The sequence below is a fragment of the Streptomyces sp. NBC_00005 genome, assembly GCF_045160215.1.
In the GTDB taxonomy this organism is placed as follows: Bacteria; Actinomycetota; Actinomycetes; order Streptomycetales; family Streptomycetaceae; genus Streptomyces.
Window position 1 is genome coordinate 7,481,347 of the sequence record NZ_CP108316.1, and the last position, 24,648, is coordinate 7,505,994.

At 71.8% G+C, this 24,648-nt stretch carries 25 protein-coding genes and 1 tRNA gene; 12 read left to right on the plus strand and 14 right to left on the minus strand.

Going from position 1 to position 24,648, the window contains the following annotated elements; all coding sequences use genetic code 11:
• Positions 1–63: 63 nt before the first annotated feature.
• Complete coding sequence (locus OG303_RS34275) at positions 64–834, minus strand: DUF4097 family beta strand repeat-containing protein (RefSeq protein WP_405873307.1); 771 nt, start codon at positions 832–834, stop codon at positions 64–66.
• Positions 835–1,008: 174 nt separating this feature from the next.
• Between OG303_RS34275 and OG303_RS34280 the strand changes: the two genes are divergently transcribed.
• Positions 1,009–1,080: transfer RNA gene (locus OG303_RS34280), tRNA-Val, on the plus strand.
• 45 nt (positions 1,081–1,125) lie between these two features.
• Here OG303_RS34280 and OG303_RS34285 read toward each other — a convergent pair.
• Positions 1,126–1,452, minus strand: a complete 327-nt coding sequence (locus OG303_RS34285; protein WP_405873308.1) for a hypothetical protein — start codon at positions 1,450–1,452, stop codon at positions 1,126–1,128.
• 105 nt (positions 1,453–1,557) lie between these two features.
• On the opposite strand from OG303_RS34285, the gene OG303_RS34290 reads away from it, so the two are divergent.
• Positions 1,558–2,070, plus strand: a complete 513-nt coding sequence (locus tag OG303_RS34290) for a GNAT family N-acetyltransferase (protein ID WP_405873310.1) — start codon at positions 1,558–1,560, stop codon at positions 2,068–2,070.
• 39 nt (positions 2,071–2,109) lie between these two features.
• Here the strand turns inward: OG303_RS34290 and OG303_RS34295 are convergent, their stop codons facing one another.
• A complete protein-coding gene (locus OG303_RS34295; protein ID WP_405873311.1) occupies positions 2,110–3,012 on the minus strand; it encodes a ketopantoate reductase family protein in 903 nt (300 codons plus the stop codon).
• 94 nt (positions 3,013–3,106) lie between these two features.
• Here OG303_RS34295 and OG303_RS34300 point away from each other — a divergent pair, with 94 nt between their 5' ends.
• Complete coding sequence (locus OG303_RS34300) at positions 3,107–3,331, plus strand: DUF2277 domain-containing protein (RefSeq protein WP_405873312.1); 225 nt, start codon at positions 3,107–3,109, stop codon at positions 3,329–3,331.
• A gap of 33 nt (positions 3,332–3,364) precedes the next feature.
• On the opposite strand, the gene OG303_RS34305 is transcribed toward OG303_RS34300, so the two are convergent.
• The 5 genes from OG303_RS34305 to OG303_RS34325 all read right to left on the minus strand — a co-directional run bounded on the left by OG303_RS34305 (position 3,365) and on the right by OG303_RS34325 (position 9,259).
• A complete protein-coding gene (locus OG303_RS34305) occupies positions 3,365–3,976 on the minus strand; it encodes a DedA family protein (protein ID WP_405873313.1) in 612 nt (203 codons plus the stop codon).
• Between the two features lie 257 nt (positions 3,977–4,233).
• Positions 4,234–4,689: a DoxX family protein gene (locus OG303_RS34310; RefSeq protein WP_405873314.1), complete on the minus strand. Its 456-nt coding sequence runs from the start codon at positions 4,687–4,689 to the stop codon at positions 4,234–4,236.
• Between the two features lie 85 nt (positions 4,690–4,774).
• Positions 4,775–6,673 carry an FAD/NAD(P)-binding protein gene (locus OG303_RS34315; RefSeq protein ID WP_405873315.1) on the minus strand — a complete coding sequence of 633 codons (1,899 nt, stop codon included), beginning with the start codon at positions 6,671–6,673 and terminating at the stop codon, positions 4,775–4,777.
• A gap of 174 nt (positions 6,674–6,847) precedes the next feature.
• On the minus strand, positions 6,848–8,485 hold the full coding sequence (locus tag OG303_RS34320) for an alkaline phosphatase D family protein (RefSeq protein WP_405873316.1): 1,638 nt from the start codon (positions 8,483–8,485) through the stop codon (positions 6,848–6,850).
• 129 nt (positions 8,486–8,614) lie between these two features.
• Positions 8,615–9,259 carry an HNH endonuclease family protein gene (locus OG303_RS34325; RefSeq protein WP_405873318.1) on the minus strand — a complete coding sequence of 215 codons (645 nt, stop codon included), beginning with the start codon at positions 9,257–9,259 and terminating at the stop codon, positions 8,615–8,617.
• Between the two features lie 399 nt (positions 9,260–9,658).
• Here OG303_RS34325 and OG303_RS34330 point away from each other — a divergent pair, with 399 nt between their 5' ends.
• Positions 9,659–10,246, plus strand: a complete 588-nt coding sequence (locus OG303_RS34330; RefSeq protein ID WP_405873320.1) for a TMEM165/GDT1 family protein — start codon at positions 9,659–9,661, stop codon at positions 10,244–10,246.
• Positions 10,247–10,461: 215 nt separating this feature from the next.
• Positions 10,462–11,130, plus strand: coding sequence for an HAD family hydrolase (locus OG303_RS34335; protein WP_405873322.1), 669 nt, complete (start codon positions 10,462–10,464; stop codon positions 11,128–11,130).
• Positions 11,131–11,355: 225 nt separating this feature from the next.
• Here the strand turns inward: OG303_RS34335 and OG303_RS34340 are convergent, their stop codons facing one another.
• Positions 11,356–12,312, minus strand: a complete 957-nt coding sequence (locus OG303_RS34340; RefSeq protein ID WP_405873323.1) for a peptidoglycan-binding domain-containing protein — start codon at positions 12,310–12,312, stop codon at positions 11,356–11,358.
• A 189-nt stretch (positions 12,313–12,501) separates the two neighbouring features.
• On the opposite strand from OG303_RS34340, the gene OG303_RS34345 reads away from it, so the two are divergent.
• Entirely contained in the window at positions 12,502–14,562 is a 2,061-nt protein-coding gene (locus OG303_RS34345) for a DHA2 family efflux MFS transporter permease subunit (protein WP_405873325.1), read from the plus strand.
• On the opposite strand, the gene OG303_RS34350 is transcribed toward OG303_RS34345, so the two are convergent.
• Positions 14,555–15,049 (minus strand): GNAT family N-acetyltransferase, encoded by a 495-nt coding sequence (locus OG303_RS34350; protein ID WP_405873326.1) that lies wholly within the window; start codon positions 15,047–15,049, stop codon positions 14,555–14,557. The two genes, OG303_RS34345 and OG303_RS34350, sit on opposite strands and share 8 nt — an antisense overlap.
• A 189-nt stretch (positions 15,050–15,238) precedes the next feature.
• On the opposite strand from OG303_RS34350, the gene OG303_RS34355 reads away from it, so the two are divergent.
• From OG303_RS34355 to OG303_RS34370, 4 genes are all read left to right on the plus strand, one after another.
• Complete coding sequence (locus OG303_RS34355; protein WP_405873328.1) at positions 15,239–15,958, plus strand: helix-turn-helix transcriptional regulator; 720 nt, start codon at positions 15,239–15,241, stop codon at positions 15,956–15,958.
• Between the two features lie 84 nt (positions 15,959–16,042).
• Complete coding sequence (locus tag OG303_RS34360; RefSeq protein WP_405873329.1) at positions 16,043–16,444, plus strand: nuclear transport factor 2 family protein; 402 nt, start codon at positions 16,043–16,045, stop codon at positions 16,442–16,444.
• Positions 16,445–16,532: 88 nt separating this feature from the next.
• Entirely contained in the window at positions 16,533–17,198 is a 666-nt protein-coding gene (locus OG303_RS34365; protein ID WP_405873330.1) for a hypothetical protein, read from the plus strand.
• A 5-nt stretch (positions 17,199–17,203) separates the two neighbouring features.
• A complete protein-coding gene (locus tag OG303_RS34370) occupies positions 17,204–17,884 on the plus strand; it encodes a hypothetical protein (protein WP_405873332.1) in 681 nt (226 codons plus the stop codon).
• A 7-nt stretch (positions 17,885–17,891) separates the two neighbouring features.
• Here the strand turns inward: OG303_RS34370 and OG303_RS34375 are convergent, their stop codons facing one another.
• Positions 17,892–18,329, minus strand: coding sequence for a DUF1992 domain-containing protein (locus OG303_RS34375; protein ID WP_405873333.1), 438 nt, complete (start codon positions 18,327–18,329; stop codon positions 17,892–17,894).
• A gap of 81 nt (positions 18,330–18,410) precedes the next feature.
• Between OG303_RS34375 and OG303_RS34380 the strand changes: the two genes are divergently transcribed.
• Positions 18,411–18,803 carry a hypothetical protein gene (locus OG303_RS34380; protein ID WP_405873335.1) on the plus strand — a complete coding sequence of 131 codons (393 nt, stop codon included), beginning with the start codon at positions 18,411–18,413 and terminating at the stop codon, positions 18,801–18,803.
• 21 nt (positions 18,804–18,824) lie between these two features.
• Here OG303_RS34380 and OG303_RS34385 read toward each other — a convergent pair whose 3' ends face one another.
• The 3 genes from OG303_RS34385 to proP form a co-directional block, all read right to left on the minus strand.
• Complete coding sequence (locus OG303_RS34385) at positions 18,825–19,496, minus strand: O-methyltransferase (protein ID WP_405873336.1); 672 nt, start codon at positions 19,494–19,496, stop codon at positions 18,825–18,827.
• An 87-nt stretch (positions 19,497–19,583) separates the two neighbouring features.
• Positions 19,584–20,732, minus strand: a complete 1,149-nt coding sequence (locus OG303_RS34390) for a DUF2330 domain-containing protein (RefSeq protein ID WP_405873338.1) — start codon at positions 20,730–20,732, stop codon at positions 19,584–19,586.
• Positions 20,733–20,831: 99 nt separating this feature from the next.
• On the minus strand, positions 20,832–22,190 hold the full coding sequence (proP, locus tag OG303_RS34395) for a glycine betaine/L-proline transporter ProP (RefSeq protein WP_405873339.1): 1,359 nt from the start codon (positions 22,188–22,190) through the stop codon (positions 20,832–20,834).
• A 327-nt stretch (positions 22,191–22,517) separates the two neighbouring features.
• Between proP and OG303_RS34400 the strand changes: the two genes are divergently transcribed.
• Positions 22,518–24,563 carry a bifunctional glycosyltransferase 87/phosphatase PAP2 family protein gene (locus OG303_RS34400; RefSeq protein ID WP_405873341.1) on the plus strand — a complete coding sequence of 682 codons (2,046 nt, stop codon included), beginning with the start codon at positions 22,518–22,520 and terminating at the stop codon, positions 24,561–24,563.
• Positions 24,564–24,648: the final 85 nt, after the last annotated feature.

Here is a 24,648-nt window from a genome sequence, read left to right on the forward strand (position 1 = left end):
CATCCGTCCTGGCCGGTGCCTCAGTTCATTGTCCCACCGGTTAAGGACGAACACACGGGCCGGTTAGTTCGCGGTCTTGAGAGTGACTTTGCCGTCACCGGTACGGGCGGTCACGACGTGCGAGCTGGAGTCGGAGCGGGGCACGGACACATCCACCGAGCCGTCGCCGGTCCGGGTCGTCACACGGTACGTGGACTTGGGCAGCGCGATGGTGACGGAGCCGTCGCCGCTGCGGGACTCCACCAGGTCCGGCACGGCGCCGAGTTCGAGGTGGACCGAGCCGTCGCTGGTCTGGGTGTGCACCTGGCGCGAGGAGACGTCGGCGTGCACGGATCCGTCGCCGGTGTGGAGCGTCAGCGGACCGGTGGAGTCCGTGACATGCACCGACCCGTCCCCCGTACGAATGCTCAGCGCGTCCTTGAAGCCCCGCGCCCGCACGCTTCCGTCCCCGTCCTCGACCTTCACGGTGACCCCGCGCGGCACCTCGATCCGGTGCTTGGCCGAGCAGTCGGCGACGACACCGGAGCACTTCATGCGCAGCTTCAGCCGGTCGCCCTTCATGGACCAGGTCACCTTCGGATCCGAACCGATGGCGACGGATCCCTGCCACCACCGGGTGACCTCGACCTTCCCCTCCGGGTTGCCGTCCGCGGCGACGATCTCCAGCGCCGAGTCGTCGGAGTCGACGGTGAGGGTGTGTCCCGTCAGCGCGAACGACCGGTGATCGGGATGCTTGTCGTCCTTCGCGGAGGCGCCACAGGCGGTGGCCGCCCCGACGAGAACCACGACGGCCCCGGCGGCGAGCGCTGTGCGGGCGGTGACGGTACGGGCCATGAGGATCTCCCCCTGAGACGGATGGTGAAGGCTCTACGACCGTACGGAGCCGGGGCCCGCGGAGGGATCCGGGCCACTCCCGGATCCGGGGTGGGGTAAACCCCCGCACGGGCCGGGTCCCGATACGTGTTTGCGGGGCACTGCCTCGGGCAAGGTAGGCTGTCGACTCGTCTCGGGTGCGTAGCTCAGGGGTAGAGCGCCTGCCTTACAAGCAGGATGTCGGCGGTTCGAAACCGTCCGCGCCCACACGGGAAGAAGACCCCGGCCGATCATGGCCGGGGTCTTCTCGCGTCATGCCTCGCGCGCGTGCTTCAGCGTCATGCGGGCGTCCACCCGCTCCCCGGTCGTGACCTCCGCCCAGAAGCGATGGGTGCTGACGAAAACGGCGAGCTCGTGCTCACGCTGCCGGAGCTTCTCCACCTCGGCCTGCTCGTCGTCCGACCAGCCGGGGGAGGCGGGGCGCTCCACCTTGCGCCAGCCGCCCGCGTCACTGAAGCCGTCCAGGGGCTCCACCGACCAGGGGAGCCGCTTGAGCAGGGCCGACAGCTCGGCCCGGACCTGATGCAGCTCCTCCTGACCGGCGAGGAGGTCACTCGGAAAGTCATAGGTCGTAGCCACGGCGCAATGCTACGCCTGTTCGAATTTGGGAAGCGAGTTCCTTCCCGGGGTTCATGCGAACGTGTGGCGGGGCCGTTGTCAGACCCGGGTTCTAGGGTTGCCGGTATGGACATCGCGGACGTGGAGAAGGTGCGGCTGGGGCCCTGGGCGGAGGGGGACTTCTGGCTGCTGCGGCGGACCAACAGCCCTGAGATGACCGAGCACTTGGGCGGCCCGGAGAGCGAGGAGAAGCTCGCCGGCCGGCATCGGCGGTACCTGGAGCCGGCGGACGGGCAGATGTACCGGGTCGTGCTCGCGGGCAGCGGGGAGATCGTCGGGTCGATCGGGTTCTGGGCGCGGCAGTGGCGGGGCGGCACGGTGTGGGAGACGGGATGGGGTGTGCTGCCCGAGTTCCAGGGGAGACGACTGGCCGCGGCGGCGGCCCGGGCTGTCGTCGGGGCCGCGCGGGACGCCGGGGAGCACCGGTATCTGCATGCCTTTCCGGGCGTGGACCACCCGGCGTCGAACTCCGTGTGCCGACGGGCCGGTTTCAGCCTGTTCGGGCCGGTCGACTTCGAGTACCCGAAGGGGCACTGGATGACGTCGAACGACTGGCGGATCGACCTGCGGGCCGGCTGACGGCCACGAAGGCGTCAACCGGCCCGCAGCGCACCGCCGTCAGTGCCCGGCGTCCCCCAACTCCCGTACCACCCGCGCCGCGACGGGCACACTCACCCCGTGCCGCTCGGCCGCGCGCAGCAACGCCCCGCCGATCGCGTCCAGTTCGAGCGTGCGGTCCGCCTCGGCGTCGCGCTGCATCGAGGACTTGGTCTGGGGCGGGAAGGCGTCGTAGCGGGCCAGTGCCTGGGCCGGATCCGCCGGCCCGCCGCTCGCACGGCTGACCGCTGCCGTCTCCTCCACCAGGGCCGTCAGCTCGTCCCGGTGCTGGGTGCGTACGTCGCCGAGCGGGAGCCCGTAGCGGGTGGTGAGCAGGGCGAAGGGCGCCAGGAACGACATCTTCGCCCAGAGCGCGGCCGTCTCGTCGTCGAGTACGCGGGTCGCCGGGCCGGCGGCGTCGAGAGCCTGCGCCAGCGCGTCGAGCCGTCCCCGGTCCACGCCCTCGCCGGTCAGGTCGATCTCGGCGAAGGGGCTGCCGTGCTCGATCACACCCGCCGCGACCCGGGTCGACTCGACGCGGATGACGGCCGGGGCGACCAGGTCGGGACGGTAGCGGGCACGCAGCGCGGCCGGGTGCTCGACGCCGTTCAGGAACGGCACGAGGAGGCCGTCGCCCAGCGCCGCGGGCGGGACGCGGTCGAGGGCGGAGTCCAGGGCGGTGTGCTTGACCGCGACCAGGCACGCGTCGACCGGTTCACGCAGGACGGTGTCCGCCTCGACGCGGGCCGTGAAGTCGCCGAACAGGCCGCTGCGGACGCGGATCCCGTCCGCGGTCAGCGTCTTGGTGGTCTCCTCGCCGGCCAGGCAGATCACGCGGTGACCGGCGCGGGCCAGCAGGCCCGCGAGCAGACCGCCGATGCCGCCGGGGCCCAGGACGGCCACCGTCAGTTCGTCGTTCGCCATGATTCTTCTGTTCCCTCCGTCGGTCGGCCCCGTAGTGGTGGCCGCCTCGGAAAGGATCATCGCAGGCGCCGCGGCGGTGCGGGAGACTTGTTTCATGTGCCGGAGCATCAAGACACTTCGCCCGCCCGCGTTGCCCGAAGAGGCGACGGAGGAAGAGATCAGGGCCGCCGCCCTGCAGTTCGTGCGGAAGGTGTCCGGCTTCCGGGCGCCCGCCGCACACAACCAGGAGGTCTTCGACCACGCCGTGGACGCGATCACCGAGGCCACGGCCGACCTGCTCGCCGGTCTCGAGGTACGAGGGCAGAAGGCGTCCGCCTGATTCCGCGCCGGGACGCCCTACTGGGACGTCTTGCTAGGACGCCTTCACCGGGCGGCGCATCACGAACGCCGCCCCGGCCCCCGCCCCGAACAGCGCCAGCACGGACACCGCCGTGGCCAGCCAGGTCGTACCCAACCACTGCCCGCCGTAGTACCCCAGAGCCACGCTGTACGTCGCCCAGGCCAGCCCCGCGAGGGCGGACCAGGGCAGGAAGTCGCGGGCGCGGCGGTGGGCGGCGCCCGCGCCGAGGGAGACCACCGAGCGGCCCGCCGGAGCGAACCGGGCGAGGATGACCAGGGCCCCGCCGCCCCGGGCCAGCGCCGCGCCGAGACGTTCCTGCGCGCTGGTGAGCCGGCGCGAACGGGCGATCGCACGGTCCAGGCGTTCGCCGCCGCGCCAGGCCAGCCGGTACGCCACGAGGTCGCCGAGGACGGAGGCGATGGCCGCGCAGAACGTCAGGGCCAGGATGTCGGGGACGGCGTGCGGCACCCGGCCGGTCGCCGAGCCGGCGGCCGCGGCCGTGGCGGCCGTGATCACCAGCACTCCGCTCGGCAGGACCGGCACGAACACGTCCAGCAGGACCGACAGCACGACCATGACGTAGATCCATGGGCTGCCGGTCAGCGACCCCACACTCTCCAGCACCGCGAACTCCCCGTGACTCCCCCGTGGGCCGGACCGTGCCGCTCCGTCGACGAGGAGCGGCAAGGGCGGCCGTAACAGCCATACAGCGTACGCCCGGAGTGTGACAGGAGATTCATGGGGGGCTCGTGCGATCGGCACAGTACGTTCACGCCGCCCGACGGCCGAGCAGAACACGCAGGGCCTTCCCCCGCCGGCGGGGGAAGGCCCTGTCACGCACCGGACGACCGCGCCGGATCAGCGCACCGGAGCGTGCTGGATCAGGCAGCGACCGGCGTCTGCTCCGTGGCCGGCCTGCCCTGTGCCGTCGAGCGCTTCGCGAACAGCCGGTCCAGGCCGAAGGCGCCGGAGCCGGTGAAGACCAGAAGCAGCAGGGTCCAGCTGAACATCGCCGAGGCCTCGCCGCCGTTCTCCATCGGCCACAGGGCGTTGGGCTGGTGCATCTTGAAGTAGGCGTAGGCCATCGAGCCCGAGGCTATGAGCGCGGCGGCACGGGTGCCGAGGCCGAGCAGCACGAGGACGCCGCCGACGAGCTGGATGACGGCCGCGTACCAGAACGGCCAGAGGCCGGTCTCGACCGTGCCGCCCTTGGTGCCGGCCGCACCGCCGAGGACGCCGAAGAGCGAGGCGGCGCCGTGGCAGGCGAAGAGCAGGCCGACGACGATGCGGAACAGGCCGAGGGCGTAGGGCTGGGCGTTGTTGAGGCGAGCGGACATGTGGGGGGTTACTCCTTCGGTCGGGCCGGTCCGGAGAGGGACCGGTCTGGGGACGAGCCGAGTGAGTAATTGAGGTTAGGCGCGCCTAATCGATGCTTGCAAGTTCAACATCAGGCCACTGATCCGCTTCCGTTTCCGGCTCCGTTTCGCCCGCAGCCGCACGTAGGAGGGCTCTCGCCACCGCATCGGCGTCCGAAAGTGTGACCGAATCCACCCCTGGCCGGGCACCCGCCGCGGTCACCCAGTGCACGCCCTCCGTGGGCACGCCGAAGGCGAACCGCCTTGGATGGGAACGACCTTGACGGTCCATCAGGCGATACGGCCGCGCTGTCACGTCCAGCCCTCCGGTCTCGTAGCCGTCGACGGTGTGCGGCCGGCACTGCCCCGTCTTCAGCAGCCGGGCGAGGAGCTCGTCGGCGGTGCGTCGCAGATCCGGTTCCGGAAGGCGGGCCTCTATGAGGGTGGTCACACGCACCGCCGAGCCGGGCACCGCGGGGGAGTGCGCCACCCACGCCCCCTCCTGGGGCCGCACCTCCAGCCGGGGCCCGAGCACCTCCACCACCCCCGCCTCCACCAGCGCGGCCAGCTCCTCGATCCGCCGCCGGGGCGGGCCGATCGACAGGAAGGCGTTGAGCGGGGTGTACCAGCGGTCCAGGTGCTCGCGGCGGGATGCGCCGCCGAGCCCGCCGTGGTCGACGATCAGCCGGAGTTCGTTGCGCAGGTCGCGCAGCACGTCCTGAGCCGCCTTCAGCGGACCGGCCACATTGCCGAGGGCGGCCTGCGTCGCGTCCTCGCGCAGATACCCGAGCAGCCAGTCCCGCCACTCGCGGGGATGCGCGAACTCCCGTTTCGTATACGGCCGGGAGATCCGGTCCCAGCACCAGCGGTCGGCGTCCGGGACACCGAACTCGTCGAGTGCGTACGCCTCTTGGGGATCGCGGTGGGGCACGGCGAGGAAGCGGTCCGCGAAGTCCGGGCGGCCGGTGAGCGCCGTGTAGTAGACCGTCTCCACCTCTTTCGCCACCAACGGCCATATCTCGGTGAGGAAGTCGGGGGCCTCGCCCGAGTCCGCGCGCTTGCGGAAGCCCGCGATCACCTCCGGGGTGAGGACGAGCGGGATGTGCCGGCCGTACGGACCCTTCGCGTTGTCGCCGCGCGCCTGGTACGGGACGCCGCGCCGGGAGCCGGCGTACAGCCGCGGCTCGTGGCCGGAGGGGACGTAGCGAAGACCGTGTCCCTCGGGCCCGGCGGGTACGAAGCGGCCGCCGCGGCCGGTGGTCAACAGGGCCGTGTGATCGAAGAAGTTGAGGCCCAGGCCGCGCAACAGCACCGGTTCGCCGGGGGCGATGGCGGAGAGGTCGACGTCGGCCGGGTTGGCGGGCGGGAAGTGGAGCAGGCCGTGGCCGTCCGCGTGGGCCGCCAGCCGGCGCTCCTCCGCGTCCGCGGCCGCCGGAAGGTGGCCCTGGGCGAGCACGACGGCGGACAGGCCGGTCAGGGTGCGGCCGTCGTCGAGGGCCAGGGTCTGGCGGCCGTCGGGGGCCTCGTCGAGCCGTACGGCGCGCGCCCGGTGTGTCTCGACGCGGACGGCGGGCGGGGCCTCGCGCACCACCTTCGCGAACACCCACTCCAGGTACCGGCCGTACTGGGCACGGGTCGGGTAGTCGTCCGCGCCGAGCTCACCTCCCGCCCACGCGTGCAGGCTGGGGCCCGGCCGGACCGGCCCCGAGCAGTCCACGCTGTCGTCGGTGAACAGGGTCACCTGGCAGGCCACGGTGTTCATCAGCAGCTCGGGGGACTGGGCGGTGCGCCACACGTTGCCGGGGCCGGGCGGTGAGGGGTCGACGACGTGGACGGTCAGTCGCCCGCCCGGCGGGAGGAGCTCCGGCACGGAGGCGCAGAGGCGTTCCAGGACGCTCGTGCCGCGCGGTCCGGCGCCGACCACGGCAAGGGAGACGGTCGGGTGTTCCGCGGTCGGTGCAGACAAAGGGGTGACTCCCGGGCGTGTGGGGCGCTTGCCGGCCAACCGCCCACTGGAAGCGGACGGTCCGCCTCATCATGCCGTCGGGAGCAGCGCGGGCCGAGCCCAGGGTGGCCCCGGTGTGGGGCGGGTCACGAGCATCCCGGGTCACGGGCGCAACAAACGGAGGTAACCGGGGAATTACGGGGCGAGCTCGGACTCCACGACCGTGCGCAGGCGGCGCTCCGCCCCGCCGGACCCCTGCGCCTGCTCCAGCCGCAGCCGCGCCGAACGGCCGCGCAGCGTCAGCGTCATGAGCTGGTTGCCGAACCAAGGGCCGCCCTTCTTGCGCCAGTCGACCGGCGGCTTGCCGCAGCGACCGTGGCGCAGGAACCGGCGGCCGAGAGCGCGGGCCGTGGCACTCCAGCCGAAGCGGAAGCCGACGCGTATGTACCGCGGTACGGAGTTGTGGACGGGAGAGCAGGTCAGCTGCAGGACATGGGCGTCCGGGGCGCCGGCGGGCCACGTCGCCTCCGCCACGTACGCGTGATGCACGTCTCCCGACAGGACGAGCACCGTCGCCGGCGCCTCGGGCCCCGAACCGACCTCGGCGATCAGCTCGGCCAGCGCCGCGAAGGACGTCGGGAAGGCCGCCCAGTGCTCCAGGTCGGCCTTGCGCCGCAGGTTCTCCCCGAACCGCGCCCAGCGCGCCCCGCGCTCTCCTCGGCACAGGGCCGCGTTCCACGCCTCGGCGTCGTGCACCAGGTGCGGCAGCAGCCAGGGCAGGGAGGTGCCGACGAGAAGGTGGTCGTAGGAGCCGGGTGCGTCTAGCGCCTGCTCGCGCAGCCACTCGGCCTCCCCCGGGTCGAGCATCGAGCGGTTCTGCTCGTCCAGCACGCGGGCCGCCCGGCTGTCCACCATCAGCAGGCGTACGCGGCCGAAGTCGCGCCGGTAGCTCCAGCGCACGGAGGCCGCGTCGGCGTCGGCCTTGCAGGCGAAGGCGCGCAACTCGTCGGTGGCGTCGGGGAGTTCGCGCACGGCGGCGTAGAGCGGGTCGGTGGCCAGCTCGTCCGGCGACAGGTTCCCCAGATGCTGGTGCACCCAGTACGACATCAGGCCGCTGAGCAGCCGCTCGCGCCACCACGGGGTGGCCCGCATGTCCTCGAGCCAGGCCGCGGAGGTGTTCCAGTCGTCGATCACGTCGTGGTCGTCGAAGATCATGCAGCTCGGCACGGTGGACAGCAGCCAGCGCACCTCGGGGTCGAGCCACGACTCGTAGTAGAGGCGCGTGTACTCCTCGTAGTCCGCGACCTCGTTGCCCGGCGGGTCGCTCAGATCGCGCCGCGCGGCCAGCCAGCGCCGGGTCGCCTCGGAGGTCTCGTCGGCGTACACCTGGTCGCCCAACAGCAGGAGTACGTCCGGCCGTTCGCCGTCCGGGTCGGCCGCGATGCGCGCGGCAAGGGTGTCCAGGGCGTCGGGGCCGACCGGGTCGTGCTCGTCGCCGGGCGGGGCGGCCCAGCGGCAGGAGCCGAAGGAGACACGGACGCCGTCGTCGTCGAGCGAGGTCCGGATGACGGAGGGCGGGAACGCCGAGTCCGGCAGCGGCCACACGCGCGTGCCGTCCAGGAACACCTCGTACGGCGTGGTCGTGCCCGGAGTCAGTCCGTCGACCGGCACCAGCGCATAGTGATGGCCCGCCACCTGGAAGGTGCGGGCCTCACCGCGGGCGCCGTCCGCGCAGCGCACCTCGGCGGTGCACGGGCGGCTGGTCTCGACCCAGACCGTCGCGGCCGAACCGTCGGCATACCTCAGCAGTGGACCCAGCCGCAGTCCGGACACCTGATCGCCCGCCCCTCCATGGTCGGGCTCGCCTCCGCGGCCAGCCCTCCTCCGTCGCCCCGTACGGTACGGAACGACGGAGGTGAACGGGGAGGTTCCTTTACAGAATCCGCCGGATCATCCGCGAGATCAGCAGCCGCTGAGGACCGAGCTGAGCTTGCTCTTCTCCGCCGAGTCGACGGAGAGGTCGTAGTAGTACTTCACCTGGACCCAGGCGCGGACGTAGGTGCAGGCGTACGAGCTGACCGGGGGCATCCACTCGGCCGGGTCCTGGTCGCTCTTCTGCTGGTTCACGTTGTCGGTGACGGCGATGAGCTGCGGTCGGGTCACGTCGTTGGCGAAGGCCTGGCGGTGGGCGGTGGTCCACTGGCTGGCGCCGGAGTCCCAGGCCTCGGCCAGCGGGACGAGGTGGTCGATGTCCAGGTCGGAGGCGGCGGTCCAGGTGGCGCCGTCGTACACGGAGTACCAGCTGCCGCTGGTGGCGGTGCAGGCCGAGTTGGTGACGACGTTGGAGCCGTCGCGCTTGAGGACGTACTCGCGGGTGTTGCAGGTGCCGCTGATCGTGATCCAGGTGGGGAACAGGTCACGGTCGTAGCCGGTGCGGTTCTCGGTCGCCACGGTGAGCGAGGCGAGGTAGGTGCGGGCGGTGGCCGCGCTGACCGGGGTGGGGAGGGCGGCGGAGGCGGTCGGGCCGTTGAAAAGTCCGACGGAGGCTATGAGTCCGGTAAGAGTCGCGAGTATGCTGAGCCGTCGACGCGCGTAGAACTTCGGCATGCGAACTCCCTTGGGGTGTGGGGGCGTTGGGGTGCGAGCGATTGGAATGCTCGCGGTGCCGTGTTGCGGGAGGGTGTGCGTTGGGTAAGAAACTAGTGACGCGTACATGACATGACAAGGTTTATGGCCGAACTTTCGGCCGCGCACCGGTCGCGTACCATGGACGGCGCAGAAGGGGAGTAGCTCTTCGCCGGACCGTCGACATACTGCTCAGCTCGTCTGAGCCGGCGCCCGGAGGCCGATCCTCGATCTACGGATCGACGGGCCGGCCAGCGAGACCTTCGGCAAGCAGTGCACGCCCGTGCCCCACGGCACGGGTGCCGTGTGTGCTGCCATGCCGAGGTGTCTTCCGGAAGGACTCAGCACTCTCGGTGGGGCAGCCCGACCGATTGAGGAACCTTGATCAGCTTCACCGTCACGGCGGTCGTCTTCGGCGTCGTCTTCCTCGCCGAACTGCCGGACAAGACCGCCCTCGCCGGTCTCGTCCTCGGCACCCGCTACCGCGCCTCGTACGTCTTCGCCGGCGTCGCCGCGGCTTTCGCGCTCCATGTCGTGCTGGCCGTCGCGGCCGGCAGCGTGCTGACCCTCCTGCCGCAGCAGATCGTGCACGCGCTGACCGGTGTCCTCTTCCTGGCCGGCGCCGCCGTGCTGCTGATGACGAAGGGCGGGGCCGATGGCGACGCGGAGATCCGCAAGCCCGAGAACCAGTCCTTCTGGAAGGTCGCGGGCGCGGGATTCATGCTCATCCTGGTCGCCGAGTTCGGTGACCTGACGCAGATCATGACGGCGAACCTCGCGGCCCGTTACGACGACCCGCTGTCCGTGGGTCTCGGTGCGGTGCTGGCGCTGTGGGCGGTGGCCGGGCTCGGGATCGTCGGCGGAAAGGCGCTGATGAAGCGGGTGCCGCTGGCTCTCATCACCAAGGTCGCGGCGCTGCTGATGCTGGCGCTCGGCGTGTGGAGCCTGTGGGAGGCCGTGGCCGGCTGAGCGCCTGGGACGCGGGTTCCGAGCTGAACGGTGGGTGAACTGTTCCCGAAGGCGCTGGCGGATACCGGCCCTGTTTTGTATCGTGTAGGAACAAAGTGGCTCCCGCCCGTTTTCCCTGACCGGCGGGCGGGGCCGCCTTGTCCCTTCGGGGCCTGGGCGGGGAGCTCGGAACGGGCTCCACCCGCGGCCCCTCCCTCCGCGCCTTGGAGCTGCCGATGACGGTCACCACCGTGCCCACCGTCCTCACTGCCCGCGCCCTCCTGCTGGACATGGACGGCACCCTCGTGAACTCCGACGCCGTCGTCGAGCGCTGCTGGCGGCGCTGGGCCGACCGGCACGGGCTGGACGCCGGCGAGGTCATGAAGGTGGTGCACGGGCGCCAGGGCCACGCCTCGATGGCGCTGCTGCTGCCCGACCGTCCCATGGAGCACAACCTCGCCGACAACGCGCGCATGCTCGCCGAGGAGACCGCCGACACGGACGGCGTTGTCGCGATCCCCGGCGCCCCCGAGTTCCTCGCCTCCCTGCGCGGCCTCCCGCACGCCCTGGTGACCTCGGCCGACGTGGCCCTCTCCACGGTCCGTATGGCCGCCGCCGGCCTGGAGCTCCCCGACGTGCGCGTGACCGCCGAGTCGGTCGGTGCCAGCAAGCCGGACCCCGAGGGCTTCCTCAAGGGCGCCGCCGAACTGGGCGTCGACCCGGCCGACTGCATCGTCTTCGAGGACTCCGCGGCGGGCATCCAGGCGGGGCGCTCCGCGGGGATGCGGGTCGTGGGGGTGGGCTCGCGGGCCGATGTCCACGAGCCCGATGTGGTGGTGCGGGATCTGACGCGGGTACGGGTGGAGGCCGCGGCGGACGGGACCATTCGGTTGTACGTGCGGTAGCGCCGTGCGCGCGGGCAGGGCCGGGGGCTGCCGTCTTCGGGACGGGTGCTCCGGCCCTGAACGGGCCTTGTCCTCAAACGCCGGACGCGCTGGATCTGCCGACGCCGGACGCGCTGGATCTGCCGACGCCGGACGCGCTGGATCTGCCGACGCCGGACGCGCTGGATCTGCCGACGCCGGACGGGCTGGATCGGCCGCCCGGCGCCTTCGTGCATCTCGCAGACCTCACGGCTCCGTCGTCTCCGACTCCAGCCGTGCCCGCGTTTCCGCCCCGTATGTCCCCAGCCCGTCCTGCTGGAGTCCCCGCGCCAGCTGGTATCTGCTGACCGCGTCCTCGACCCCCTCGTTGTAGTGGCCGCTCGCCTTTCTCGTGTAGAGGCCGAGCTGGGTCAGCCGTAGTTCGAGTTCGGTGACCTCGGGGCCGTCGGAGCCGCGGCTCAGGACCGGGGGCGCCTGGCGGCCGTTGTCGGGCGCCCCGCTGCTGGCGGTGGCCGTCGGCGAGGTCTGTGTCGGCTCGGCCGACCGGGACGGGCTCGGCGAGGCGCTGGTCGTCGACGGGGACGCCGAGGGCGACGGGCTCGTGCTGACGGGCGCCGGCGGCGCGGGCGGCCGTACGGTCGTGGCGCTCCGGGACGGCGACTCCGACGCCGCGCTCGCCGGATCGTCCGGCACGCTCGCCCGCACGTCGTCGGGCAGCGCACTGTCCCGCGTCGGCGTCTCGTACGAGAACAGGCCGCTCGCCAGCCCGGCCGCGGTCATCACCGCGACGGCGGCCCCGCCGACGCCGAGCAGCACCGTACGGCCCCTGCCCCGCGGTCTCACCGCGTCGTCGTCATCGTCTTCGTAGGTGACCTCCGGGCCCGTGCCCTCGAACAGGCGCAGGTCGTCGGCGCTCGGCACGTCGGGGCTCACGGCCCGCAGCGGCATCGTCGCCTCGGCCGCGGGCACCGCCGGCACGGCAGGGGCCGCCGGGCGCTCGGCCCCGGCGCCCTCGGGCGCCCTCTCCAGTTCGACGTACGGCCGTATGCGCAGCGGATCGAAGTCCTCCGCCGCGGCCGCCTCGGCCGTACGGGTGTCGCGCAGGGCGTCGGACGCCCGTTGAGTGCAGCCGCAGGACGGGGTGTTGTCCGCCCCTCTGGGCGCTCCGCACTCCGGGCACTGGTGACCTTCAGGGTCTGTCACTGGTTCGTCCCTCCCTTCACGCTCCCCTCGCGAACTCCAGAGGTTATCCAGATCATCTGCGCGGCGCCCCCACAGCCCCCGGAATATCGGCTTCCAACCGGACTCAACAGGCCATAACCGGTCACACCGATCACCATGGACCTGTAACGAGAGCCTCGGGAGGTCTTCATGGGCGGGGATGGGCACGGTATGACGGGGAATGTGCAGGACGCACAGCCACCCTCGAAGCCCCCGCAGCGGGGCAGCGCCGCCCAGGAGCACGTGCCCGGGAACGTCCTTGTCTCGATCGGCGCACTGCTCCTCGGGTTGCTGCTCGCCGCCCTCGACCAGACCATCGTGTCGACCGCGCTGCCCACCATCGTCAGCGACCTCGGCGGCCTGGAGCACCTGTCCTGGGTGGTCACCGCCTATCTGCTCGCCTCGACCGCCGCGACCCCGCTGTGGGGCAAGCTCGGCGACCAGTACGGACGGAAGCGGCTGTTCCAGATCGCGATCGTGATTTTCCTCATCGGCTCGGCGCTCTGCGGAATGGCGCAGAACATGCCCCAGCTCATCGCCTTCCGGGCGCTGCAGGGCCTGGGCGGCGGCGGGCTGATCGTGTTGTCGATGGCAATCGTCGGGGACATCGTCGCACCGCGTGAACGCGGCCGTTACCAGGGCCTGTTCGGAGCGGTCTTCGGGGCGACGAGTGTCCTCGGTCCCCTGCTCGGCGGGCTGTTCACCGAACACCTCAGCTGGCGCTGGGTCTTCTACATCAACCTCCCCGTCGGCGTCGTCGCCCTCGCGGTGATCGCGACCGCGCTGCACATCCCGCGCAAGGCCACGCGGCACGTCATCGACTACCTCGGCACGTTCCTCATCGCCTCGGTCGCCACCTGCCTGATCCTGGTCGCCTCCCTCGGCGGTACGACCTGGGGCTGGGGCTCGGCGCAGATCATCGGGCTGATCGTGCTGGGCGTCGTGCTGGCCGTGGCGTTCGTGGCCGTGGAGCGGAAGGCGGCCGAACCCGTCCTGCCCCTCAAGCTGTTCGGGATCCGCACCTTCACCCTCTCCGCGGTGATCAGCTTCATCGTCGGCTTCGCCATGTTCGGCGCGATGACCTATCTGCCGACCTTCCTCCAGGTCGTCCAGGGCGTCTCGCCGACCATGTCCGGCGTGCACATGCTGCCGATGGTGTTCGGCATGCTGCTGTCGTCCACCACCTCCGGGCAGATCGTCAGCCGCACCGGCCGCTGGAAGGTGTTCCCGATCGCGGGCACCGGCGTCACCACCCTCGGCCTGCTCCTGCTCCACCGGCTCGACGAGAACAGCTCCACGGCCGAGATGAGCGTGGACTTCTTCGTCTTCGGCCTCGGACTCGGCCTGGTCATGCAGGTGCTGGTGCTCATCGTGCAGAACGCGGTCTCCTACGAGGACCTCGGCGTCGCCACCTCCGGCGCGACCTTCTTCCGGTCCATCGGCGCCTCGTTCGGCGTCGCCATCTTCGGCACGGTCTTCGCGAGCCGTCTCGCCGACAAGCTGACGGACGCCTTCCGCGGCGTCCCCCTCCCGGCCGGTGTCTCGGCGGACTCGCTCAAGTCCGACCCGCGCGGCATCGGCTCGCTGCCGCCCGCCCTGCGCCCGTCCGCCCTGCACGCGTACGCGGCGTCCATCACCGACGTCTTCCTGTACGCCGCCCCCGTCGCCCTCCTCGGCTTCGTGCTGGCCTGGTTCCTCAAGGAGGACAAGCTGCGCGGCTCCGTCACCGCGCCCGACGTCACGGAGACCCTCGCCAGCAATCCGGTCGAGCGGTCGTCGTACGACGAGGTGTGCCGCGCGCTGTCCGTGCTCGGCACGCGCGAAGGCCGGCGCGAGATCTACCGGAAGATCACCGATCGGGCGGGCTACGATCTGCTGCCCGCGGCGAGTTGGCTGCTGCTGCGGACCAAGAAGTACGGCTGGGCCGAGCCGGCCGTGCTCGCTGAGCGCACCTCGGTGCCGATGCAGGTCATCATCGCCGCCGCCCGACAGGTCGAGGAACGGGGCCTGGGCACCCGGGAGGGGATCGACCTCGTCCTCACCGACCAGGGCCGCGAGGTCGCCGAACGGCTCGCGCAGGCCCGGGAGGAGTCCCTCGCCGAACTGCTCGGCGACTGGTGGGGACCGGACCGGCCGACCGATCTCGCCCAGCTGGTCAGGGAGCTCAACGACGAGCTGTGCGGCTCGGACCGGGAGCAGCCGCACAACGGGTCGGCGGAGAACGTCAGATGAGCAGCTCCTTGCGGAACCAGTGCTCGGCGTACTTGTCGTCGTTGTGCGGCTCGGTCTCCGTGTAGCCGAGCCGCGCGTACAGGGTGCGGGCCTCGACGAGGTCGCCACGGGTGTCGAGGATCAACTGCCGGGCGCCGAGGGCCCGGGCGGCCTCCTCGGCGGCGCCCACCAGGAGCGGGGCGGCGCCCTTGCCGCGCATCTCCTCGTACACGAACACCCGGGTCAGCTCGGCGGTCGCAGCGTCCAGCAGCCGTACACCCGCCGACCCGGCCGCCTCGTCGCCGTATCGCGCGACCAGCAACCGGCCGGTGGGCGGGGCGAGTTCGGCGCCCGTGCGCGCCGCGATCTCCCGCTCCAGTTCGGCGGGGTCGGTCCTGCGCCCCTCGTGCAGGAGGTACCAGCGGTCGCTGACCTCCGTGTAGTACGCCCGCCAGAGGGCGGCGGCGACGGGGGAGTCGTAGGGCTCCGGGGCGATCGTCCAGGTCATCCGCTCATTCTGCGGAGACGGTGTGCGGCGGGCGCAACCGGATATGCGTGACCCCCGGCGAGTCCAGCACCACCAACCTCCTCGGCCGGGCACCTCCGCGGTGTCTGTTCGTATTGCCTTCACCTCTGCGTCGATCGGACCTCCGCCGAATCGACATGCCGCCCGCATCGATTCCGGAGACTGGTCGTCATGAACCGCACCGACCGCCTCTACGCCCTCGTCGAGGAACTCCGCGCCACCGCGCCCCGTCCGCGCAGCGCCCGCATGCTGGCCCGGCGCTTCGAGGTCAGCGTCCGCACCGTCGAGCGGGACCTCGCGGCGCTCCAGCAGGCCGGCGTGCCCATCCACGCGGAGCCCGGCCGCAGCGGCGGCTACGTCCTCGACCGGCAGCGCACGCTGCCGCCGCTGACCATCACTCCCGCCGAGGCGACGGCCCTCGCGGTCGGCCTGCACGGGCTCGCGGGCACGCCGTTCGCGGCCGATGCGCGCAGTGCGCTGCAGAAGGTGCTCGCGGTGATGCCGGAGCGGGAGCGGGCGGCCGCCGCCGAGATGACCGGGCGGGTGCAGCTGCTGGTACCGGCGGCGCGAACGGCGCGCTCCGCCGAGCCCGTCGTACCGGCGCCGTTGCGCGAGGCGCTGACGGCCGGGCGGGTGCTGCGGCTGGAGTACACCGACGCCGCGGGCACGCCCACCGCCCGGGACGTCGAACCGATCGCCTTCCTCGGCGGCGAAGAGCACTGGTACCTGGCCGGCTGGTGCCGTATGCGCGAGGCGCCGCGCGGCTTCCGGCTGGACCGGATCCGGGCGGTCGAGGCCCTCGATGAGCGGGTTCCGCGGCGACCGGTCGACCTGCGCGAACTCGACACGCTGGGCTCCGACTTGGTGCCGCTCGCAGATTTCGGAGTGTGACGGCAATCACCGACAGGGGGCTGTCGCGTACGGGGCCGAGGCTGGAGCCGCTTCATCACCGGCGTACGACGAAAGGCAGCAGTCATGACCCTGGCCACCACCCTCACCCCGGCGACCGGCCTCACCCTCTTCGAACGCTGGACCGCCCTGTGGAACGGCGACTTCAGCGAACCCGAGAGCTTCCTCGCCCCCGACTTCCGCGTCCGCTTCGGCAGCACCCCCGAGAGTTCGCCGGACACCGACGGCCTGCGCGGCCCCGCCGGCATGGTCGACATGATCGCCCGGCACCGCGCCACGTACCCCGGACGCCGGTACGCCCTCGAGGGCACCCCCCTCGTCGATCCGGTCCTGGGCCGGGTCGCCTCCTGCTGGTACGTGGCCCGCCCGGACGGGACCCAGAAGAGTGGCATCGACCTGTTCGAGGTGGTCCAGGGGCGCATCGCGACGGTGTGGTCGGTGACCGGGCTGCGCCGTTTCGCGCCCTGAGCATCCCTGCGGGCGCCGTTTGACGGGTGTCTTCCGGGCAACCCGGTGGGGGAACCGGCCCGTTGGGCCGACACATCGGAAGGCACCCATGTCCACAGGCATGATCATCGCTCTGATCGTGATCGTGGCGGCCGTGGTCGTTGTCGCGGCCGCCCTCACCCTGCGTGCGCGGGGCCCGCGCGGCGGCGGCCGGGACCTGAAGCGGCGCTTCGGTCCCGAGTACGACCGGACGCTGGCCCGGCACGACGGGGACGCCAAGGCCGCCGAGCGCGAGCTCACGGAGCGCGTGGAGCGGCACGGGTCGCTGCGCGAGCAGCCCCTGGAGCCCGACCGGCGCGAGCAGTTCACCGTCCGCTGGACGGCAGCGCAGGAGCACTTCGTCGACGCGCCGCGGGAGGCGGTCGCCGAGGCGGACCGGCTGCTCGCGGAACTCGCCGCCGTCCGTGGCTTCCCCGACGGCGGCCACTACGAGGAACAGTTCGCCGCCCTCTCCGTCCACCACGCCGAACACGTCCACGGCTACCGGCGTGTCCACCGTGTCGCACGCGTGGGCGCGGGCGGACAGGACGGCGACCGGGCCGACACGGAGGAGATGCGCGAGGCGCTGGTCGAGGCCCGGGCCCTCTTCGACGACCTGGTGGGCGGGACCCGCGAGGACTCCGCGAAGCCCGCCACCCGCAAGCAGCCCACCCGCGGCAGCCATGGCACCCACCTGCCGTGGACCTTCAACCGGCATCAGGCAAAGGGGAGTTGAGCCACATGACGGACGCGACGACCAACCCCGGCGCCGAGGGCACACCGGACACAGGAAAGGCGACGGGCGGCCGCACGGCGCCCCGGGGCGACGGAGAAGCCTCCGGGCCCGAGACCGCGCACGGCGCGGACAGGACCACGGGCCGCGCGACGACGCCGGGTCCCGAGACCGGGACTTTCGACACCGGGACGGCGGGCCGTCAGCCCGAAGGAACGGGACGGGAGGCCGGGGGAGCGGCTCGCACGGCCGAGGGAGCAGCTCGTGAGACCGAGGGAACGGCTCGTGAGACCGAGGGAACGGGTCGCCAGGCCAAGCCGGTGACGCCCGGTCGCGCCCCCGTGCCGGGCGCCCCGGCGGCCGCACCCCGTGGCCAGAGCACCGCGGCCCGTTCCGGCACTCCTGGCACCCGCCTTCTCCCGCACGACGAGTCCGACAAGCTGGAGGTGCGGCTTCGGCAGGCGGTCGCCGGGTTCGTCGACGGGCCCCGGGACGCCGTCGAGGAGGCCGACCACGTGGTCGCGGAGATCGCCGGCCTCTTCACCGAGGCGATGACCCGGCGCCGTCGTACCCTGCGCATGTCCTGGCAGGACGGCGACCGGGCCGAGCCCACGCACCCCGACACCGAACAACTCCGGCTGGCCCTGCGGGACTACCGGGAACTGGCGGAACGACTCCTGCGCGGTTGACCGTCGACTACGGAGCCGACCCGTCCGCGGCATCCGCGTCCAACGCCGTCCGGCGCTCCCGCCACTCCCGTGCGACCTCCTCGACGTCGTACGGCTTCATACCGAGCGGAGGGCCGGGCGGCGGCTTGAACATCATGTCGCGGATCTTGACGTTGACGTCCGTGACGATCTTCCGTGCGATCCGTTCCGAGGAGGCCGCGTACGCCGCCGCGAGCGCATCCTCGGCCTCCTTGCGCAGGGCCAGGCTCGGCGGCAGCACGGAGAGGCCCTCGCGGGCCATCTTCTGCTTGATCCACCACAGTTCGTCGTACGACGTGTCGTTGCCCGAGGGCAACGGCTTGCCCGCGCCGGACAGTTGGGCGAACTCGCCGCGCCCCTCGGCGTCGCGGATCTGTTTGTCGACCCAGGACTCGAACGGCACACCTGGTGGCTTTCGCTCGGTCATGAGTCCATTGTGCCGGACGCGGCACGGCCGGGCGATTTATCATGCGGCCGCTGTGTACGGACACTTCAAGAGGAGCAGCGCGTGCTCGAACTGACCATGGCCACCGTCTCCGGGGCGGAAGAGGGGGCCACGGCCGGCATGCTCATGGCCGACGCACCCAGTGAGCCCGGCGCCATGCTGCGGGTGGGCCGGGACAAGGCCGTGTGCCGTCTCGTGACCCCCGACGACTGGCTGTTCATCTCGCGGGTCCACCTGGAGTTCCTGTGCGGTCCCGAGGGGACCTGGCAGGTGACCTGGCTGCGCGGCTCGCAGCCCGACCCGTCCTCCGAAGTCCGGCTGATCGTCGGGGAGTACGCGCAGCCGCTCGTCTACGGCGGGACCGTGTCGCTGCCGAGGGGCGGCAACGGCGAGATCGTCGTGCGCGACCGCACCGCGCCGCGCAGCGTCAACGTCGGCTTCTACCACGAGTTCTGAGCGACATCCGGCCGGCCGGGGTCACGCCAGCACGCGCGCCAGCGCGAAGCCGTCGTGACCCTTGCTGCCGACCGTCTGGATGGCCGTGCCGCTCAACCGCGGGTGCGCGCCGATCAGTTCGATGGCGGCACGGCTGCCCAGCACGTCGGGCGAGGCGCTGTCCGCGTCGGCGACCCGGCCCTGCCGTACGACGTTGTCCACGACGATCAGGCTGCCCGCGCTGGTGAGCCTGAGCGCCCACTCCACGTAGGACTTGTTGTTGGCCTTGTCGGCGTCGATGAAGACCAGGTCGAAGGGGGCCGGGTTCTCGTCGGCGAGCTTGGGCAGCGACTCCAGGGCGGGGCCCACCCGTACCTCGGCGAGCCGGTCGAGGCCCGCGCGCGCGAGGTTGCGGGTGGCGACCTCGGCGTGCCGGGCGCTGTACTCCAGCGAGATCAGGCGGCCGTCCTCGGGCAGTGCGCGGGCCAGCCAGATGGTGCTGTAGCCGCCGAGGGTGCCGATCTCCAGGATGGTGCGGGCGCCCTGGATCCGGGCGAGGAGATGCAGGAACTTGCCCTGGGGTGCGGTGACGGCCACGGGCGGCAGCCCGGCCGCCTCGCTGTCGCGCAGCGCCGCCTCCAGCACCTCGTCGTCCGGCGAGAGTTGGGCGGAGAAGTAGTCGTCCACGTCGTCCCAGAGCTGCGACTCGCTCATTCACCTGTGCCTTCCGTACGTCCGGTCAGAACCTCTGACCAGGGTGCCCTGACGAATGCGGCCGTATGCCGGTTCCCCGTCAGAGGATCATGACGGGCGGTGTCGGCCGAGCGGTGGAGGCGCGTGCACCGGCGGCGGAGGCTGCACCGGGCGCCGGGAACGTCGTACGGCGTACAGGGTCACGGCCGTGACGACGAGCGCGAGGGTGCCGACGACGGTCAGCAGCCACGCCGGGATCCCGGCCACCTTGCGCAGCTGGTCCTCGTAGATCACCTGCTGGAACGGGGTGTCCGCGGAGGCCCGGCGCAGGATGTGGTCGCCGGAGATCGACGAGGGGCGCGGGAACTCCTGGCCGATCGCGGTCAGGAACGGGGTGCCCGCGGCCAGTTCGGCCAGCGGGCCCGACTTCGCGCCGACGCGTCCGGCGTAGGTGACCCGGGGGCTCTCGCCGCCGATCGCCGAGCTGGTCTCCATGCGGTGGTCGGACAGGACGTACAGGCCGAGCGACTGCGGTGTGCTCGCGAGCCGCGACAGGCGCATCGGGTAGACCGGCCGGCCGGCCGCGAAGGTGAGGTGGAGCGGGTCGAGCGTGCCGTTCAGCGGAGTGTTCGCGGTCTGGGGGGTCAGGCGGACGGCGACGTACTCCCAGCGGCGGCTCACGTACGGCCGGAGGGCGTCCTCCAGGCGGGGCGGCATGGCGAAGCCGTTGGTGTCCAGCCAGCCGTTCAGGGCGGCCGGGTCGGTGGCCGTCAGGCGGGCCACGTCGAAGGGGCCGAGCTTCTGGCGGCCGACCACGCCCACGCCGGGCGATGCGGCGCCGGCCCCGGGCGGGGCGCCCACGCTCCTGCCGTCGCCGGTGACCAGCGGCCAGTCGCCGTTCTGCGGCCAGAAGTGGTAGCGGTCGCGGTGCACGGGGGCGGTGGCGGACCTGAGCTCGGTGAAGAGCGCCGGGTCGCCGAGCTTGACGGTCGCCCGGTGCGGGACCGGCATGACCCAGGCGGCCTGGTCGGCGTCCCCGTCGACCGTCAGGCTCATCACGATCTGTTCGCTGCTGCCGTCCCAGCGGACGACGGACTCCTCACGGCCGACGCTCACGCGCTGCCGGGCCCCGGGGATCATGGCTCCGCAGCCGCACGCGTACGCGGGTGCGATCAGTGACCCCAGCTGGATGCCGAGCAGGGTCAGCACGACCGTCAGCACACGCGCATGCGCCCATTTCCGCAGTAAACCACCCATTCCCCGTACCCTCCGTGATGCCGTGGACAGGGCTTCAGACGGTACGTGGCCATGGGTGGTTCCAGAGGGTGTTTGCGTGCTTACCGACCCGCCGCGGACCTACCGGTCCACCGCGGGCGCCGACCCCGGCAGCGGCTTGCCCGCCGACTCGGCCATGAACCACACCGCCACGCCGCCGATCACGGCCGCGGCCATCATGTAGTACGCGGGCATCATCATGTTGCCGGTCGCGCCGATCAGGGCCGTGACCACCAGCGGGGTCGTGCCGCCGAACAGGGACACCGACACGTTGAAGCCGATCGACAGGGAGCCGTAGCGGACCCGGGTCGGGAACAGGGCCGGGAGGGCGGACGGCATCGCGGCCGTGAAGCAGACCAGGAGCAGGCCCAGCGCGCCCATGCCCAGCGCGACCGCCGCCAGGCTGCCCTGGCGGATCAGGAGGATCGCCGGGACGGACAGGACCAGGAAGCCCGCACAGCCCGCCGCGATCACCGGGCGGCGGCCGATCCGGTCGGTCAGGGCGCCCGCGAAGGGCTGGACGACCATCATCAGCGTCATCACGCCGAGGACCACGAGCAGGCCGTGCGTCTCGTCGTACTTGAGCTCGCTGGTCAGATAACTCGGCATGTAGGACAGCAGCATGTAGTCGGTGACGTTGAAGACCAGGACCAGGCCCACGCACAGGAGCAGGGCGCGCCACTGGCTCGTGATCATCTCGCGCAGCGGGACCTTCGGGCGGCTCGACTCCGCCTTCTCCAGCTCCGCCGCGAACGCCGGGGTCTCCTCCAGCCGCATCCGCAGATACAGGCCGACGACGCCCATCGGACCCGCGATCAGGAACGGGATCCGCCAGCCCCAGGACACCAGGTCGTCGGAGGACAGCAGGGCGGTCATCAGGGTGACCAGGCCCGCGCCGCCGATGTAGCCGGCCAGCGTGCCGAACTCCAGCCAGCTGCCCAGGAACCCGCGCCGCTTGTCCGGCGCGTACTCGGCGATGAAGGTGGACGCGCCCGCGTACTCGCCGCCGGTCGAGAAGCCCTGCACGAGGCGGGCCAGGAGCAGCAGCAGCGGTGCGCCGACGCCGATCGTGGCGTACGACGGGATCAGGCCGATCGCGAAGGTGCCCGCCGCCATCATGATCATCGTCAGTGCGAGGACCTTCTGGCGGCCGATCCGGTCGCCGAGCGGGCCGAAGACCATGCCGCCGAGCGGGCGGACCAGGAAGGCCGCGGCGAAGGCGCCGAACGTGGACAGGAGCTGGGCGGTGGGGTTGCCGGACGGGAAGAACACCTTGCCCAGCGTCACCGCGATGTAGCTGTAGACACCGAAGTCGAACCACTCCATCGCGTTGCCCAGCGCGGCGGCCTTCACGGCCCGCCGGACGAGTGCCGGGTCGGTGGCGGTGACATCGGGGGTGCGGGTGCGGACGGGGGGAACGGTGACCGTGACCGTGGCCAAAACCTCGCTCGCCTACCTTTCGACGGGGACAGGGGCATTCGATCGGGCGACCGAAAAGCGACCATAGGTGTACTTGCCGCCCTTACGGGGTGCGCACAAGTCGTTGCACGGTGCACCTAAACGTCGCGTATGCAGGCGCGCAGGCCCGCCCGGATGCGGTCCTCACCGGGCACTGCTGTGATCCATCTCGCGTCCCGCGGGGGCGGGCCAACCTCCGGCGCACTATCGTCGTCCAGACAAAAGAGGGAGAGACGACAGGTGAAGGCGGGGTAGCCTGCGTCTCTCTCAGGGGGCTCAAAGAGTGGCGGGGCGGGAGGCCTACGGGGCGTGGCGAACGTGGAGCACAGCGGGCGACCGGCAAAAGCCTTGGGGGCGACGGCTGTCGGAGCGGTCAAAGGACGCCTGCGCATGGCGCGCCTGGGCCTGTGGCTGGTCGCGGCGGTCCTCGCCGTACGACAGGTGGCCGTCGTTCTCAGTACGCCGCGGGGCGACCGGCTGACGGATCTGGAGACCTGGGTCGGTCCGAACGGCGTCCTGCATGTGAAGGGGTCGCTCTACGACTCCACGCAGTTCACCGGCACGCCGTTCGCCGGTCTCGTCATGAAGCCGCTCACCCGCGCGGCCGAGCAGGGCCTCGGCTGGGGCTGGACCTTCGGCACGCTGCTGCTGGTCGTCGCGCTCGGCCTGGTCGCGGCCCGTGCGCTGCCGCAGCCGGTGAGCCGACGCACCTCCCTGCTCGCCGCGCCGGTGGCGATCAGCCTGCTGATGCTGTCGCTTCCGGTGCGCAACACCCTCTGGCTCGGGCAGACCAGCATCATCCCGGTCCTGCTGGTGCTGGTCGGCTGCTTCGCCGTACGAGGGGAGCGGGCCGGCGGCGTGCTGATCGGTCTGGCCGCCGCCCTCCAGCCGACCGTGCTGCTCTTCGCGCCTCTGCTGTGGTTCACCGGCCGCCGCCGGGCCGCTCTGTCCGCCGGGATCACCTTCGCCGCGTGCACCGCGCTCGCGTGGGCCGCGATGACGCACGACTCGTACACGTACTGGGTGCACCACATGGCGGGCACCGGTCTCGGCGGCAAGGCCGACGACCTCGCCAACCAGTCCCTGCACGGCGCGCTGCTGCGGCTGGGGCTGGAAGGGCCGCTGGAGATCGCCCTCTTCTTCACGCTGGGCACGGCGGTCGCGGTCCTCGGCCTGCGCCGCGCGGTCCGCTACGCGCGCGACGGCCAGCTCCTGCTCGCGGTCGCCATCACCGGCTGCGCGGCCATCGCCGTGTCGCCGACCACCTGGCAGCACCAGCTGCTGTGGGTGCTGCTGGCGGTCGTCGGACGGGTCGGCAAGCGGGCCTCCGACCGGTACGTGTGGCCGGTCGCCGTCGTCCTGGTGATGACGCTGCCGGCGAAGATGATGCTGCCGAACATGTCGCAGCTGTACGGCCTGCGTGACAACGTCGTCCTCCTCGCGGCCCTCGCCGCCGCGACCGTGATCCCGTTCCTGTCCCGCACGTCGCCGTACTACCAGGCGCCGATCCCCACCGAGTACGCGCCCGCGGTCCCGGCGCGCTTCAAGCACGTCCCCCTGCTGCCGTTCCTGCGCCGGGTGCTGACCCGCCCGAACCTCCTGCTGGAGCTTCTCCTCATCCGCGTCACGTACGCCGCGTACCAGAAGGTGCGGCTCGCGGCGACCGGCGGCAGCAACTCGCAGGGGCGGGCGACCGCCGAGCACCACGGCCACCAGATCCTGGACCTCGAGCGGTGGCTGCACATCGACATCGAGCACTGGGTCAACCACGCGGTGGTCAAGGTCGACTGGCTGCGCAACTTCTTCGACTTCTACTACGAGTCGTTCCACTTCGTGGTCCCGCTCGCGGTCATGGGCATCCTGTACTGGCGCCGCCCGGTCGACTACCGCTGGGCCCGCGCCGCCCTCGGCTTCGCCACTCTCCTCGCCCTGGTCGGCTTCTGGCTCTACCCGCTGGCCCCGCCCCGCCTGCTGCCCGGCCTCGGCGTCATCGACACCGTCCACGGCGTCCAGGACTTCTCCAAGCCGGACTACGGCACCCTGACGGCCCTGACCAACCAGTACGCGGCGATGCCGTCCCTGCACTTCGGCTGGTCGCTGTGGTGCGGGGTGGTGATCGCGGTCATCGCACCGAAGTGGTGGATGAAGGCACTGGGCCTGCTGCACCCGTTCTTCACGATCTCGGCGATCGTCGCGACGGGCAACCACTGGGTGCTGGACGCGGCGGGCGGCGCCGCGGTGGTGGGCGCGGGCTTCGGCCTGACGTACCTGCTCCAGGGCCCGCGAGCGAAACTGGCCACGGCAGCGGCGGTCAGGGAGGAACCGGTGCCGGAGAAGGAACGCGCGGTGGGCTGAGCCCGGGGGAGGCGACTCCCGCCGGGACGGGCTGCCCTGCCCCGCGCCCCGGATGACCCCGCCCCGCCCACCGGGTGACAGCACC

Bases quoted from the DNA above. Each gene is read 5' to 3' on its own strand.
- OG303_RS34275 (WP_405873307.1), bottom strand. From the start codon at position 834: ATGGCCCGTACCGTCACCGCCCGCACAGCGCTCGCCGCCGGGGCCGTC.
- OG303_RS34290 (WP_405873310.1), top strand. From the start codon at position 1,558: ATGGACATCGCGGACGTGGAGAAGGTGCGGCTGGGGCCCTGGGCGGAG.
- OG303_RS34295 (WP_405873311.1), bottom strand. From the start codon at position 3,012: ATGGCGAACGACGAACTGACGGTGGCCGTCCTGGGCCCCGGCGGCATC.
- OG303_RS34300 (WP_405873312.1), top strand. From the start codon at position 3,107: ATGTGCCGGAGCATCAAGACACTTCGCCCGCCCGCGTTGCCCGAAGAG.
- OG303_RS34310 (WP_405873314.1), bottom strand. From the start codon at position 4,689: ATGTCCGCTCGCCTCAACAACGCCCAGCCCTACGCCCTCGGCCTGTTC.
- OG303_RS34325 (WP_405873318.1), bottom strand. From the start codon at position 9,259: ATGCCGAAGTTCTACGCGCGTCGACGGCTCAGCATACTCGCGACTCTT.
- OG303_RS34335 (WP_405873322.1), top strand. From the start codon at position 10,462: ATGACGGTCACCACCGTGCCCACCGTCCTCACTGCCCGCGCCCTCCTG.
- OG303_RS34345 (WP_405873325.1), top strand. From the start codon at position 12,502: ATGACGGGGAATGTGCAGGACGCACAGCCACCCTCGAAGCCCCCGCAG.
- OG303_RS34350 (WP_405873326.1), bottom strand. From the start codon at position 15,049: ATGACCTGGACGATCGCCCCGGAGCCCTACGACTCCCCCGTCGCCGCC.
- OG303_RS34355 (WP_405873328.1), top strand. From the start codon at position 15,239: ATGAACCGCACCGACCGCCTCTACGCCCTCGTCGAGGAACTCCGCGCC.
- OG303_RS34360 (WP_405873329.1), top strand. From the start codon at position 16,043: ATGACCCTGGCCACCACCCTCACCCCGGCGACCGGCCTCACCCTCTTC.
- OG303_RS34365 (WP_405873330.1), top strand. From the start codon at position 16,533: ATGTCCACAGGCATGATCATCGCTCTGATCGTGATCGTGGCGGCCGTG.
- OG303_RS34370 (WP_405873332.1), top strand. From the start codon at position 17,204: ATGACGGACGCGACGACCAACCCCGGCGCCGAGGGCACACCGGACACA.
- OG303_RS34375 (WP_405873333.1), bottom strand. From the start codon at position 18,329: ATGACCGAGCGAAAGCCACCAGGTGTGCCGTTCGAGTCCTGGGTCGAC.
- OG303_RS34385 (WP_405873336.1), bottom strand. From the start codon at position 19,496: ATGAGCGAGTCGCAGCTCTGGGACGACGTGGACGACTACTTCTCCGCC.
- OG303_RS34390 (WP_405873338.1), bottom strand. From the start codon at position 20,732: ATGGGTGGTTTACTGCGGAAATGGGCGCATGCGCGTGTGCTGACGGTC.